Genomic DNA, 12883 nt, shown 5'->3' with positions numbered 1-12883 from the left:
ACCGAGATGTGGCCAACGCTACTCATCGAGCGAGCGCTGACCGACTGACCGAAATGGTCAGGTAGGTCAATGATATTGCTATGACGTACGCATCGCACACCCCACGCAGGGCCCTGGTCGTCGGGGCAGGAATCGCCGGACTGTCGGCCGCGATCGCACTCGAGAAGGCGGGCTGGGAGGCCGAGATCGTCGAGCGGTCCCCTGGTCGGCGTCGCGGCGGCTACTTCATCATGATGTTCGGCTCCGGCCGGGTCGCCGCGGAGCACCTGGGCATCACAGGGTTGCGTGCGCGCAACCCGGCAGACGGCAGGACCTACAAGGCCGACCGCCAGGGGCTGCAAGGCCCCAGCGTCGGGTTCGGGGACACTCCGACGAGCCCGTGGTTGATGCTGCGCGGGGACGTCGAGAGAGCGGCCTTCGAATCGCTGCCCGCCTCCGTGGACGTCCACTTCTCGACGACTCCGATGGCGATCGTCCAGGGCGCGGACCGTGCGACAGTCACTCTGCGCAACACCGTCGACGGCACCGAGCGGACCGAGGACTTCGACCTGGTGGTCGGAGCCGACGGTCTGCGCTCCACGGTCCGCCGGCTGGCCTGGGGCCCGCACACCGACTATCTGGACCGGGTGGCCGACATGGTCTGCGCCTACGAGCTGCCGCAGGGCCTTCCCGGTCTGCGGGTCCAGGACGGCGCGAGCATCAAGGAGGCGGGACGCTCGTTCACCGTCTTCAGCTTCGAGGACCACGCGCCGACCGTGCTGTTCTCCTACAAGACCCAGGACGTCGACGCAGATCGGGCCCGTGCCAAGGAGATCGGGGTCGCTGCGCGACTGCGTGAGGTCTACGGACCCCAGCCGCTGGGCGATATGGTCGAGGCTGCGCTGCGTCACCTCGAGAACACCGACGAGTTCCTCTTCGACTCGGTCGAGCAGGCACACGTCGACCATTGGCATCACGGCAACGTCATGCTGCTCGGCGACGCGGCCTGGTGCCCCACTCTCTACTCCGGGATGGGCGCGACCTCGAGCCTCAGCGGCGCTGACGTGCTCCGGGCGATGCTCCAGAAGCACCCGGACTCGCTCGAGAAGGCCCTGACCGCCTGGGAAGCGGCGCTGCGCGGCCCGGTTGAGACCTTCCAGCGGTCCGCGTCACCGATGCGTGCCATCTTCACTCTGGACACCGAGGAGGAGATCAAGCGGAGCAGTCGCATCCAGGCCTTCTACCGACGCATGTTCGCCCTGTCTCCAGCACGGGCCATCTTCGCCCGGTTGCCCCTGTACCGCATGCGCGAAGCCGATCTCGCCGCTTGATCCAGCGACACCGCGGCAGCCGGACAGCCGCAGCGGCGACAGATCCGACGATTCATGTTCGACATGCGTCCGGGCCGCGACCGCTGCGGCATGCTGGCTACCCGGCTCCAGCGAGAATGGGCGCCATGGCCGGGCTGTGCGGCCACAGCGATGGAGACGACGGACGCGACCACCCGGCAACCGGTAGGCGCAGGACACGAGGAGTCACTGATGGGGACGACGAGCACCATGTCGCCGCGGATCGAGCGGATCTTGCAGGTCTCACGGGAACTGGCACTGCAGGGCGGGATGCGCGGCATCACGATCGCGGATATCGCCCACCACGCTGGCGTCGGCAAGGGCACGCTCTACCTGTACTGGTCGACGAAGGAAGACCTCTTCGCCGACTTGCTCGCCCATGACTTCCTCGACGTGCTTTCCGAGATCGGCGCCGCGATGCGCGACAACCCGGCGAACGTCGTCCCGCACCGCCTGTTGCCGCTGGTCGGCAGCACCTTCGAGCAGCATCCCTTTGCAGCCACCGTGCGCTCGACCGGACCGAGTGTGCGTAGCGTGATGGAGAACCATCCCGCTATCGTGCAGATCACCCGCATCATCGGCCCTGTGGCAATACTCCTGCGGATCTTTCCCGTCCTGCGACATCACGGAGTGATCCGCGCAGACCTGCCCCTGGAGATGCAGGTGCACGCCGCCGCCGGACTCATGCATGGGCTGCACGACATCGCGTCCCGCGAGCCTGTCGCCGATCTACTGCCCGGCAGCGACCCCCAGATAACACTGGCCACGGCGTGTACTGCACTGCTCGAGCCCGCAGTCGCCGTCAATCCCGAAGCAGCTGCCCGCGAGGCGCGTGCCGCGCTCGACGATGCATGCACGGCCGCGATCGCCAGCCTCCACGAGCACGACTTGGGGAAAACGGTATCGCCATGAAGAGACGGGCCGAAGCGTCCATACTTTGGTTGGGACCGATACGCGCGTTGTGCCAGATACTTCTGAATTAGCCACGCGACCTATCGCTCGACCTGACAAGTTACGGTCGCGTAGCTGTCACGCAGGGTGATGCTTAGCGGGACGGATGCGCTCAGTTGAGGTACCTCGACCTGCGCAACAGGTCCGCCGGCGTTGGCCCCATTGGATTCCGGTGTGATGGGTTGGCGCTCGAAGGCGCGTGTTCAGTGGAAACCGGGCAGCCGTTCGCGTCGGATCGGGCACCGTGGAGTCCATGAGCGCCGATGAATGTATTTTCTGCCGGGTGGTAGCCGGAACCGTGGAGTCGAGCCGGGTGTACGAGGACGAAGATGTCCTCGCCTTCATGGACATCCAGCCTGTGGCTGACGGGCACCTCCTTGTCATCCCCAAGCGGCACGCGCCCTACCTGGCTGACCTGGACGAGCAGCTCGGGATGTCGATGTTCCGGGCCGGCCAGCGTCTCGCCGCGGCACTGCGCAACTCGGGGCTTCCGTGCGAGGGCGTGAACTTGTTCCTGGCCGACGGCGAGGTTGCGTTCCAGGAGGTTTTCCACGCCCACCTCCACGTGTTCCCGCGGACGCCCGGCGATGGCTTCCGCATCGACGCTGACTGGCGTGAACAGCCGCGCGCCGAGCTCAACGACGCATCCGAGCGCATCCGGAGCGGCATGGCTGCCTCGCCGTCCTGACGTCAGGTTGCCGGGCGAGCGGTGAGCGTGAGGGGGACGCGCGGTTCCCCGGATTCTCCCGGGCGTCGACCACGGCTGCGATGAGCGCGATCAGTCCGGCGTAGCCGATGCCCTGGCTCAGACCCACGGCGAGCCTCGGGTGCCGCGCGCCCCGATCCGTGAAGAACGCTTCCATGCGCCTGTCCGCCGCCACTCCGATGGCGGTGGCGCCGCCGGACATCGTCCCCGCCACGGCGGCGATGGCAGCTCTCCGTGCCAGCGCCCGACGGTCCTCCCCACCCGGGGGCTTCGCTCCGTCTCCCTCGGTCTTCGCAGGACCAGCCAGGGCAGCCTGCCCATGGGGAGTCCACGGCATCCAGCCGTCGGGAGCGGCCGTGCGTGCTCTCGCGGCGGCCCGGAGGCCGAGGAACGTTCCCGCCGCGCCGAGGGCGGCGGACGCCGCAACGAGGGCCAGGGCTTGCCTGCCGTGCAGGCGCCCGACGGGGATGGCGCCGAAGGCTGAGTACGCCGCGGCATCGCGAGCGAACTGGGACAGTGGGCGAAGAGACGCGAGGGAGGGGGTCCGCATGGTCGTGACGCTAACAAGCGGAGGTTCCGAGGGGACCCGACCTCCAGCGATGCTGGGCGCTTCTGGAGGCCGACGATGGTCGACGAAACAGTCGTCAGCCGTCTCGTTGGGGTATACCCCACGAGGCAGATCTGTCGCAGAAATGCCGTTGTGACTTCGTCTGCTGAATGGCGGGGTTCTTCGGTCGCTTCGTGGCGGGGTCAGGTGACACCGATGACCAGGGTGCTCTGTGCGGCTTCGATGACGTCGTTGGTGATGGTGTCGAGTTCGTTGATCTTCAGGACCCGCTGGATCTGGGGGAAGAGGCGTTCGAGGAGCCGGAAGTTGCCGCGGGTGATCCGTGCGATGGCTGCGATGGCTTGGGCGTCGGTGAAGTCGTCGGGATCGAGGGTCTTGCCGAGGGATCGCCAGTGTCGCTCGAGGACGAACAGCAGTTCGTCTTGTCCCAGGGACCGGTACTGGTGGGCAAAGCCGACTCGGCTGTAGAACTGGGGGTAGTGGCTGAACTGCTTCTCCAGGCCGGGCATGCCGATCAGGATCAGGGCGATGTCGTCGCGGTCGTAGCGATCGCGCAGCAGTTCCAGCGCGGCGGGACGCAGTCGTTCGGCCTCGTCGACGATGATCAGCTCCACGTAGTTCCTGCCGTGTCGCCATCCCCAGGCCTCGGGAGTGGCCGTGCCGGGAGGTACGAGGTGCTGCTCGATGCACATGTTGGTGCGGGTGATGGCTTGGGTCAGCTCGTCCTTCAGGGTCCGCGGGGTGGTCAGCACGCTGGGGGTGTAGAGCACGGTGCGGCTCCGGTTCAAGGCGGCGTAGATCTTGGCGTCGTTGTCGGAGCGCGGCCCCCAGTAGGTCAGCAGGTCATGAGCCTTCTCGTAGTGTGCGTAGCGGCGCGCGGAGAGTGTCTTTCCTACGCCGGCTGATCCGAAGCACAAACCGATGGTGTGCCCGCGGCGCACGGCGTCGGCGAACTCGGTGAAGCGGCGGTGCTCCTTGGTGACGATGAAGCGCTGGCTCACCTGAGGTCCTCCTTGTAGATCTTCAACGCCGACCTCGGCGCCGGAGCCGGTGCTTCGGTGATCCGTGGCGTCTCGGTAGGTGCGGCCACGAGGGCGATGCGTTCGTTGATGCCGGCTCGCAGCGCTCGGCGGCGGGCGTTGCGCGCGGCCTGGATCTCCTTGAGGCTGACCTTCTGGTCGTGGTGCTCTTGGTTGACGGCCTTGCAGACGAATTCGTCGTGATCGAAGACGCGGATCTCGGTGATGTCGCGGGGGTCGTAGCGGATCACGACCGAGCGTCCGACGTAGCCGGCCAGAGTTGGCGAGACGTAGCGCAGGCCCTGGAAGCGGATGCCATCGCGGCGCACGACGCGGGTCTTGGCGACGGTCAACAGCAGTCTGTCGAGGTCTTCCAGGCTCTCGGGCATTCGGGGCAGCCAGCCGTCGGCGATCCACGCGCTGCGCGGGGAGGTTCCGAGCTCGCTGTGCGTGCGGTCGTTGTAGGTGGCCACGAACGCCTCCAGGGCGCTATCGAGGGCGGCCAGGGACAGTTTCGGTGTCGGCCAGGGGTGCCCTTCGGTGATGTGTCCGGGCAGGGTGGCGAGTAGCTCGGTGTTGATGGTGCCGAAGAACCGCTCGATCTTGCCCCGTCCCTGGGGTCGGGCGACGGTGGAGTGGATCAGTCGGATGTGGAGGTCGACGGCGGTGTGGGCGAGCTGGTCACTGGTGAAGTCGCTGCCGTGGTCGACGTAGAGCACGTCGGGCAGGCCGCACATCGGCCAGGCCGGGTCGGTCTTGTGCCAGATCGCTTGGCGCAGCGCCAGGGCGGTGTTCATCGCCGACGGTGCGCCCAGGAAGACTGTGTAGCCGCAGACCGCCCGGGAGCAGTCGTCGAGGATCGTTGTCAGCCATGGCCGCGCGGGCCTGCCATCGGTGCCCACCACCAGGATGTCGAGCATGGTGTGATCGGATTGCCACATCGCGTTGGGCAGCTCTGCTTGCCGGCGTAGCACCAGCTCGTGCTTGTCGCGGTAGGACGCTGCGCCCTCCAGGGCGAGGGTGACCATGCCGGGATCCAGGGTCCGCACGATGTCCCACACCACCGAGTAGGAGGGGACCGGCCACCTCCGGGCGGCGCAGATGCCGGTTACTTTGCGGTGGATGGTGGCGATGGCCGGCCGCGGCTTGCTCAGTGCCAGTCCCTCGATCAGGTCGACGAGGTCGGGCGGCAGGCGGCGGGAGCCGGCGTCCGCCCGTGAGGCTGTCTCCAGTCCGGCGTAGCCGTCAGCGCGGTAGCGGGCGTGCCAGCGCTCCAGGGTCCGCAGCCCAACTTCGGTCTCGCGAGCTAAGCGCGCGAGGGGCACCTGGTCCTCGACGTGGAGCCTGAGGATTCGCCACCGCGCTCGAGCGTCCATCACGCACCTACTGCAAGGCGTTCTCGCGCCCGCGCTCGGCGCGCTGAAGGGCGCGGTAGACCGTGGAGCGGCCCACGCTGAACAGCTCGGCCAGCTCGCCCACGGTGTGCTCGTCGGCGGCATGTAGCTGGACGAGGTGAGCTTCTTGCCGGGGGGTGAGTTTCGGTGACTTCCCGCGCAGCCGGCCCTTGGCCTTGGCGACCTTCATCCCCTCGCGGGTGCGGGCACGGATGAGGTCGGCTTCGAACTCGGCGACCATCGCCAGCACGTTGAACAACAGTTTCCCCATCGGGTCGGTCGGGTCGTACACCGATCCGGCGATGCTCAGCTTCACTTCCCGCGCCGCGAGGTCGTCGGCGATCTGGTGGGCATCACGGACTGAACGCGCCAGCCGATCGAGCTTGGTGACCACGAACGTATCGCCGTCCCGACAGGCAGCCAGCGCCTGCCGCAGGCCCTCACGGTCGGCGTTGCGGCCCGTGAGCCCGTGATCGACGTAGATGCGCTTGGGATCGACACCGAACGCCGCGAGTCCGTCACGCTGCGCGGTCAGGTCCTGCTCGTCGGTGGAGACTCGGGCATAGCCGACCTTCAAGGGGGACATGCTCCCCAGTGTGTCATATAGCCTCCCTTCACCGGACAGTTCACCGGACGGGTCTTACGGGACAGCCCGCCAGGCGTGCCGTCGTTCCTCTCGATAAGTAGCGGTGGTGTCCGGTGAGGGTTCCCCTTACGGGCATGCGATCTGGGCTGACGCCTGTGACCGAGTGTTCAGTGCGCGCTGTATAGTTCAGTCTATGCTGACTATTGCTTCGCGTCTCGACGTGATGAACCGCCTGGGTCGTGCACTGGCCGACCCCACTCGATCCCGGATCATCTTGACCCTGCTCGACCATCCCGCTTACCCGGCGGAACTGGCCCGAGATCTGGACCTGACACGCCCGAACGTGTCCAACCACCTGGCATGCCTGCGCGATTGCGGGATCGTCGTCTCCGAGCCCGAGGGTCGTCGGACACGATATGAGATCGCCGATTCGCACCTGGCGCAGGCGCTGACGGCACTGGTCGATGCCACCCTGACAGTGGACGAAGACGCCCCGTGCATCGATCCCGCCTGCTCGCTTCCCGGATGCGACGCAGCTGGGGAGGGCGCATGATCCTCACCTCGGTCTTGCAGGCGATGGGCCTGTTCGCAGCGACCAACATCGACGACATCATCGTGCTCTCCCTCTTCTTCGCGCGAGGGGCAGGCCAGCGCGGCACTACCGCCCGCATTCTGGCCGGCCAGTACCTCGGATTCGTCGGCATCCTCGGTGCCGCGGTCCTGGTGACCATCGGTGCCGGAGCATTCCTGCCCTCGGCAGCCATCCCGTACTTCGGTCTCATCCCTCTGGGCCTCGGCCTCTGGGCCGCATGGCAGGCCTGGCGCGGAGACGATGACGACGATGACGACGAGGCCAAGGTTGCCGGCAAGAAGGTCGGCGTGTGGACAGTCGCAGGCGTCACCCTTGCCAACGGCGGCGACAACATCGGCGTCTACACCCCTGTCTTCCTCAGCGTGGAACCTCTCGCAGTAGTCGCCTACTGCATCGTCTTCCTCGCGCTCGTCGCGGTCCTGGTGGCCCTGGCAAAGTTCGTCGCCACCCGCCCCCCGATCGCCGAAGTGCTCGAACGCTGGGAGCACATCCTCTTCCCCATCGTTCTCATCGGCCTCGGCATCGTGATCCTCGTCAGCGGCGGAGCCTTCGGACTCTGACGTAGCGGCAGCGATCCAAACGGCCCCGACCGGGCGCACCCCTCTCGGTTCAGACCGCGACACCTACCTGCAGCCAGTCCTGCGTGATCGCGGCAACAAGACCGCCACGGAGCGCTGCAAAAACCCCGCCACCAAGCGAACGAAGCCACACAAAAGTGCACTTTCGGGCCCTATCGGGAACCGTAAACGACGGCTCAGTAACTGTTTCGCTGGAGTGCCCTAGTTTGATACGCGCCATGCTGTGCGGCGCGCTCTGCTCCGAGAGGGGCCCTCCACGGGCGCGTCAGTGCTCGCGGAGGGCCCCGGTTTGAGGTCGAGCGCTTGGTGGGATCAGCGACCGAGGAGACGCGCCAAGAATCCTCCGCGGGATTCCTCCTTCGCGTGGCCCGGGCAGCGGTCCTGGCGGGCGACGTTCTTCATGACCTGGTCGACGTGCTGGCCGCAGCCGGCCCAGGTGGTCTTGCCGCAGGTACGGCAGGTGGTAGCTCTGCACATGGGGTTCTCCTAGCGGTGATGGCGGGGTGGTTCAAGCGGCCTGCGAGGGCGCCTTCTCGAAGAGGGCTGCGAGGGAGGGGTCCGGTGCGACGCGGTTCCAGGGCATCTTCGAGAGGACCGAGGCCATGGCGCAGGAGTCGCTGAGGGCGGAGTAGGTCAGGCCCGCGCCGATGGCGCCGGCGAGCAGCCCCAGGCGGGGGTGGATCAGCTGGCCGGCCAGGGTGCCGAGCAGGACGAGGGAGCCGGCCGTCATGCGGACCTGACGGTCCATCGCCCAGCGGGTTCCGCGTCGCACCACGGTGCCGCCGGCTGCCTGGTAGGCGGCGATGCCGCCCTCGAGCACGTCGACCGCGTCGAAGCCGGCCTCATGCAGAGCCGAGCAGGCCTTGCTCGCCCGGGCACCTGACTGGCAGACCAGCACGACGTGGTCGTGCATGCGTTCGGCGAGGTCGGCGGTGTGCTCGGTGAGGAGGTCCAGGGGCACGTTGTAGGAGCCGCGGATGTGGGTGGTGTCGAACTCGCCCGGGGTGCGGACGTCGACGATCATCAGCTCCGGATCCTCGGAGAGGCGTCGGGTGAGCTCGGCCGGCGCCACGGTGCGGGGGGCGTTTCGCAGGGGGGCGGTCATCGGGCGTCCTTTCCAGTGGTGGCGAGGTCGTGCTGCTGTGCGGTCCAGTGGGACCAGGCGGCGTAGCTGCCGTCGAGTTCGACCACGTCGTAGCCCGCGCGGCGCAGCGCCGCGGCGGCGACGGAGTTGCGCAGTCCGGACTGGCAGAACGTGATCAGCCGGCCCGCCTCACGGTCGGGCAGGTCGTCCTGGTGGAAGAGCACCTTCCCGGCGGAGAGCTGCTCGGCACCGGGGACGGTCCCGTCCGCGTGCTCGCTGCGGTTCCGCACATCCAGCAGAAGGGCGGTGGCGTCCTCGGCGCGCAGCGCCTCCAGGTGGGCCGGGGAGACGACCGCGGGGACCGTGGTGGGCAGGCCGTCGAGGGAGGTGACATAGCCGGTCAGGGAGTCCACGCCGACGCGCACGAAGTGGTCGCCGTACTCGGTGGCGGTCTCGGCGTCCTCGGCGAGGACGACGAGCTCGGCGTCGTCGGTCTCGGGGTCGAAGGCCCAGGCGATGTGGGTGGCGGCCTTGCCGAGCGAGGGGATGCTGAGCGCGCCGGGCACGGTCCCGGTGTGGACCTGGTCCACGGGACGGGTGTCGATGAGGGCGTAGGTGCCGTCCTGGAGTCCGCGGGTGAGCTCTTCGACGCCGACCACTCCCGGCGTGGGGCGGCGGCCGAGGATGGCGGGACCCTGCTTGTTCTGGCGCTTCATGCGGGCGAAGTAGGCGTGCGCGTCGGGCTGGCCGTCGAGCAGCTCGTCGATGAAGCCCTGTTCGTCGTCGCGCTCGAGGTAGGTGGCCCACCAGGCGAACTTCCGCTCATAACCGACGGTCGTCGAGGGCAGAGCGCCGAGCGCCTTGCCGCAGGCCGATCCGGCGCCGTGGCCGGGGAAGACCTGCACATGGTCGGGCAGGGTGAGGAAGGCGTTCTTCAGCGAGGCGAACAGCTGCTTGGCGCCCTCGAAGCGGGTGTCCTCCATGCCGGCGGCCTCGTCCAGCAGGTCCGGGCGGCCCAGGTCCCCGGAGAACACGAAGTCGCCGGTGAGGTAGTAGCCGGGTTCGTCGGTGAAGGCGCCGTCGGTGACGAGGTAGGACAGGTGCTCGGGGGTGTGGCCTGGGGTGTGGCGGGCGGTGACGGTGATGTTGCCCAGCTGGATCGTGTCGCGGTTGTGCAGCAACTCGGCGTCGAAGCCGTAGGTCCAGTCCTCGCCGCCCTCGCCGGAGACGTATGCGGTGGCGCCGGTGGCGGCGGCCAGCTCGCGGGTGCCGGAGAGGAAGTCGGCATGGATGTGGGTCTCGGTCACGGCGGTGATGGTCATCCCGTGGTGGGCGGCGAGGTCCAGGTAGACCTGGATGTCGCGCCGTGGATCCACCACCAGTGCCACGCTCTGGGACTGGCAGCCGATGAAGTAGCTGGCCTGGGACAGGTCCTCGTCATAGATGCGTTCGAGAAGCACGATTCCTCCTGTGCGGTGTGGGCGATAGCGATCGAGCTATACCCCCGAGGGTATCAGGTACCTCCGGGGGTATGCAACGAGGGGGTCGGGAGGTGGTCGTTGCGGCGCATGCGCAGCGCGACGAGAACTCCGGATGCGGCAGTCAAGGCGGCCACGATGATGACCGCGGCCTCGAGTCCGAGGGCATCGGCCGTGATGCCGGCGACCAGGGCGCCGATGGCGAAGCCGCCGTCCCGCCACAGCCGGTAGACGCCCACCGCTCGTGCCCGCCACAACGGGTGGGCGACATCGCCGATGCCGGCGAGCAGGGTGGGGTAGACCATCGCGGTGCCCAGTCCCAGCAGCGCCATCGCCCCGAGCCATGACGGGAAGTTCGAGCCGGCAGCGATCAGGACAAGGGCCAGTGCCTGGGTGAGCATGCCGGTGACGATGAGGCCTTTACGGCCCCACCGGTCAGACAGCGCCCCGGTCACCAGTTGCGCAGCGCCCCACACGGCCGGATAGACCGCGGTGAGCACGCCGACCTGCCCCAGTGGCAGCCCCGCGGTCGCGAAGAGGACGGGGAAGAGCCCCCAGGCCAGGCCGTCGTTGAGGTTGTTGACCAGGCCGGCCTGGCTGATCGAGGACAGTGAGCGGTCCCGGAAGCTGGTCAGCACGAAGACCTCCCGGTCGCTGCGACTCTCCCTGTCGGGCGCCTCAGCGCCGCCAGGTTCGTGGCGCGCGTGATCGCGGGTCTCGCGCACCAGGAGAACCGACAGTCCCAGGCCGAGGGTGATGAAGGCGGCGCCCAGCAGGAACGGTGCAGGCCGCAGTCCATAGACCTCGGCGAGGTATCCGGTGGCGATCGCGGTCCCGGCGACCCCCAGGTAGCCGGCGGCCTCGTTCAGGCCCATGGCGGTGCCGCGACGATGGGGGCCGACCAGGTCCATCTTCATCACCACGGTGGTAGACCAGGTCAGGCCCTGGCTAATACCCAGCAGGACGTTCGCGGCCACGACCCACCCCCAGGTCGGGGCCAGGATCAGCAGAACCGGGACCGGCAGGGCGAGCACCCATCCTGCGACCAGTACGGGCTTGCGCCCGTGGCGGTCGCTGAGGGTGCCGGCGAGATAGTTCGCGCCGGCTTTGGCCAGGCCGAAGGCGAGGATGTACGTCAGCGCCCCGGAGTAGTGGTCCAGCCCGAACTCCTCAGTGGCCAGCAGCGGCAGTACGGTCCGCTCCTGCCCGAGGGTCGCCCCGACCAGGGCGTTGACTGCCACGAGCAGCAGGAACTGGGGAAGGTTCTCCCGCAGCCCCCATCGGAGCGGAGCAACGATGGCGCGATGGGTCACCCTTGACCAGCCTCCGGGGCCGGCGCGCCCACGGAACCCATGTCCTGGGCGCGCACTGTCTCGAGCATCCTGGTGAGGCGGGGGGCGCGGAGCCCGCCCTGATGGGTCTGCACCAGCAGCCCGTCACGGAAGAGCATCAGCGTGGGCAAGGCCCGAATGTTCGCGGCAGCCGCCAGTCCGGGCTCCGACTCGGTATCGACGGAGGCGAACAGCACCTCCGGGTGCTCGGCGGCGACGGCAGCGAAGATGGGGGAGAAGCGCCGGCACGGGGCGCACCAGGAGGCCCAGAAGTCCACCACGACCAGCTCATGAGAACGGATCGCGGAACCGAACGTGGTCTCCGTCAGACCGAGGACGCGCCCGGGTGCGTGGGGAGCGGAGGCGCTCATGCGGGCCGCCGCGTCGCACGCAGGGGGCAGCTCGGCAGTAGGAACCAGCATCCGGCGGCCGCGAGGGCGAGCAGCACCGCTACCGCGCCGACGATGGTGCCGGCGATCCCCGGCAGCTCCTGGACCAGGACGAAGGCCCCCATGAACAGGACGAAGACCCCGAAGCCCTTGCGCAGGACGTTTTCGGGGATCCGCCCGGCCAGGCGGGATCCGAGCAGTGAGCCGAGGATCGCGGCCAGGGTCACCCCGCCCACCAGGGCCCAGTCCAGCGAGACCGAGGTGAGGTAGCCGGCGAGTCCCGCGAAGGACTTCATCGCGATCACCACCAGCGAGGTGCCCACCGCCACAGGCATCGGCAGCCCTCCCAGCAGCGCCAGGGCGGGCACCACCAGGAACCCTCCGCCCGCGCCGACCAGGCCGGTGGCGAGTCCGACCGCGAGCCCTTCGGCCACTATCTTCGCCGTGGGCAGGTCGCGCGGGGAGGCATCCTTTGCGCGGGCGCCTTTGCGGCCGCGGATCATCGCGATCGACGTCGCGACCATCATCAGCGCGAACGCGATCATCAGCACGGTGCCCGGGATGTAGCCACCGAGGAGGCCGCCTCCGAAGGCGCCGACCATCCCGGCTGCCCCGAAGATCAACCCGGTGCGCCACCGCACCCGGCCTGCCCGGGCGTGGCTGATGGCGCTGACTGCCGAGGTGGTCCCGACGACGAACAGGGAAGCGGCGATGGCCTCCTTCGGTGACAGGCCCGCCACATAGGTCAGGATCGGGACCGTGAGGATCGAGCCGCCACCGCCGAGCAGTCCGAGCGAGACGCCGATCAGGACCGCCAGCAACAGGGTCAAAACGAGGATGAACGTCACGGAGGACCTTCCTTTCGAGGTGAGGCGTCCG

14 protein-coding genes are annotated in these 12883 nt (G+C 68.3%); 5 read left to right on the top strand and 9 right to left on the bottom strand.

Annotated elements, in window-relative coordinates:
* Positions 1–80 precede the first annotated feature (80 nt).
* The 3 genes from JOF44_RS12140 (at position 81) to JOF44_RS12130 (ending at position 2967) form a co-directional block, all read left to right on the top strand.
* Positions 81–1310 (top strand): FAD-dependent monooxygenase, encoded by a 1230-nt coding sequence (locus JOF44_RS12140; protein ID WP_209891584.1) that lies wholly within the window; start codon positions 81–83, stop codon positions 1308–1310.
* Between the two features lie 210 nt (positions 1311–1520).
* Positions 1521–2240, top strand: coding sequence for a TetR/AcrR family transcriptional regulator (locus tag JOF44_RS12135; RefSeq protein WP_209891581.1), 720 nt, complete (start codon positions 1521–1523; stop codon positions 2238–2240).
* A gap of 292 nt (positions 2241–2532) precedes the next feature.
* The gene (locus JOF44_RS12130) at positions 2533–2967 is read left to right on the top strand and encodes an HIT family protein (RefSeq protein ID WP_209891578.1); all 435 of its coding nucleotides are present in this window, start codon (positions 2533–2535) and stop codon (positions 2965–2967) included.
* 768 nt (positions 2968–3735) lie between these two features.
* On the opposite strand, the gene JOF44_RS12125 is transcribed toward JOF44_RS12130, so the two are convergent.
* From JOF44_RS12125 to JOF44_RS12115, 3 genes are read right to left on the bottom strand one after another with little or no spacing between them, the layout of a single operon-like run.
* Entirely contained in the window at positions 3736–4554 is an 819-nt protein-coding gene (locus tag JOF44_RS12125; protein WP_209891575.1) for an AAA family ATPase, read from the bottom strand.
* Positions 4551–5948 carry a Mu transposase C-terminal domain-containing protein gene (locus JOF44_RS12120; protein WP_209891574.1) on the bottom strand — a complete coding sequence of 466 codons (1398 nt, stop codon included), beginning with the start codon at positions 5946–5948 and terminating at the stop codon, positions 4551–4553. The genes JOF44_RS12125 and JOF44_RS12120 overlap by 4 nt, the downstream gene beginning before the upstream one ends.
* Before the next feature lie 7 nt (positions 5949–5955).
* Positions 5956–6552, bottom strand: a complete 597-nt coding sequence (locus tag JOF44_RS12115) for a recombinase family protein (protein WP_010534181.1) — start codon at positions 6550–6552, stop codon at positions 5956–5958.
* 193 nt (positions 6553–6745) lie between these two features.
* On the opposite strand from JOF44_RS12115, the gene cmtR reads away from it, so the two are divergent.
* Together cmtR and JOF44_RS12105 are read left to right on the top strand one after the other, a co-directional pair.
* Positions 6746–7105 (top strand): Cd(II)/Pb(II)-sensing metalloregulatory transcriptional regulator CmtR, encoded by a 360-nt coding sequence (gene cmtR / locus JOF44_RS12110; RefSeq protein ID WP_182800757.1) that lies wholly within the window; start codon positions 6746–6748, stop codon positions 7103–7105.
* Positions 7102–7704: a cadmium resistance transporter gene (locus tag JOF44_RS12105; RefSeq protein ID WP_007925754.1), complete on the top strand. Its 603-nt coding sequence runs from the start codon at positions 7102–7104 to the stop codon at positions 7702–7704. The genes cmtR and JOF44_RS12105 overlap by 4 nt, the downstream gene beginning before the upstream one ends.
* Before the next feature lie 330 nt (positions 7705–8034).
* Here JOF44_RS12105 and JOF44_RS12100 read toward each other — a convergent pair whose 3' ends face one another.
* From JOF44_RS12100 to JOF44_RS12075, 6 genes are read right to left on the bottom strand one after another with little or no spacing between them, the layout of a single operon-like run.
* Positions 8035–8199: a hypothetical protein gene (locus JOF44_RS12100; RefSeq protein WP_209891571.1), complete on the bottom strand. Its 165-nt coding sequence runs from the start codon at positions 8197–8199 to the stop codon at positions 8035–8037.
* Between the two features lie 31 nt (positions 8200–8230).
* Complete coding sequence (locus JOF44_RS12095) at positions 8231–8827, bottom strand: rhodanese-like domain-containing protein (RefSeq protein ID WP_209891566.1); 597 nt, start codon at positions 8825–8827, stop codon at positions 8231–8233.
* Positions 8824–10266 carry a rhodanese-like domain-containing protein gene (locus tag JOF44_RS12090; RefSeq protein ID WP_209891564.1) on the bottom strand — a complete coding sequence of 481 codons (1443 nt, stop codon included), beginning with the start codon at positions 10264–10266 and terminating at the stop codon, positions 8824–8826. Before JOF44_RS12090 ends, JOF44_RS12095 begins: the two co-directional genes overlap by 4 nt.
* A gap of 53 nt (positions 10267–10319) precedes the next feature.
* On the bottom strand, positions 10320–11597 hold the full coding sequence (locus JOF44_RS12085; RefSeq protein ID WP_342591769.1) for an MFS transporter: 1278 nt from the start codon (positions 11595–11597) through the stop codon (positions 10320–10322).
* The gene (locus tag JOF44_RS12080) at positions 11594–11986 is read right to left on the bottom strand and encodes a thioredoxin family protein (RefSeq protein WP_209891561.1); all 393 of its coding nucleotides are present in this window, start codon (positions 11984–11986) and stop codon (positions 11594–11596) included. Before JOF44_RS12080 ends, JOF44_RS12085 begins: the two co-directional genes overlap by 4 nt.
* Positions 11983–12852: a sulfite exporter TauE/SafE family protein gene (locus JOF44_RS12075; protein ID WP_209891558.1), complete on the bottom strand. Its 870-nt coding sequence runs from the start codon at positions 12850–12852 to the stop codon at positions 11983–11985. The genes JOF44_RS12080 and JOF44_RS12075 overlap by 4 nt, the downstream gene beginning before the upstream one ends.
* Positions 12853–12883: the final 31 nt, after the last annotated feature.

The organism is Brachybacterium fresconis (genome assembly GCF_017876515.1).
GTDB classification, from domain to species: domain Bacteria; phylum Actinomycetota; class Actinomycetes; order Actinomycetales; family Dermabacteraceae; genus Brachybacterium; species Brachybacterium fresconis.
The sequence above is the reverse complement of the archived record's forward strand: the minus strand, read 5'-3'. Positions and strand labels throughout refer to the sequence as shown.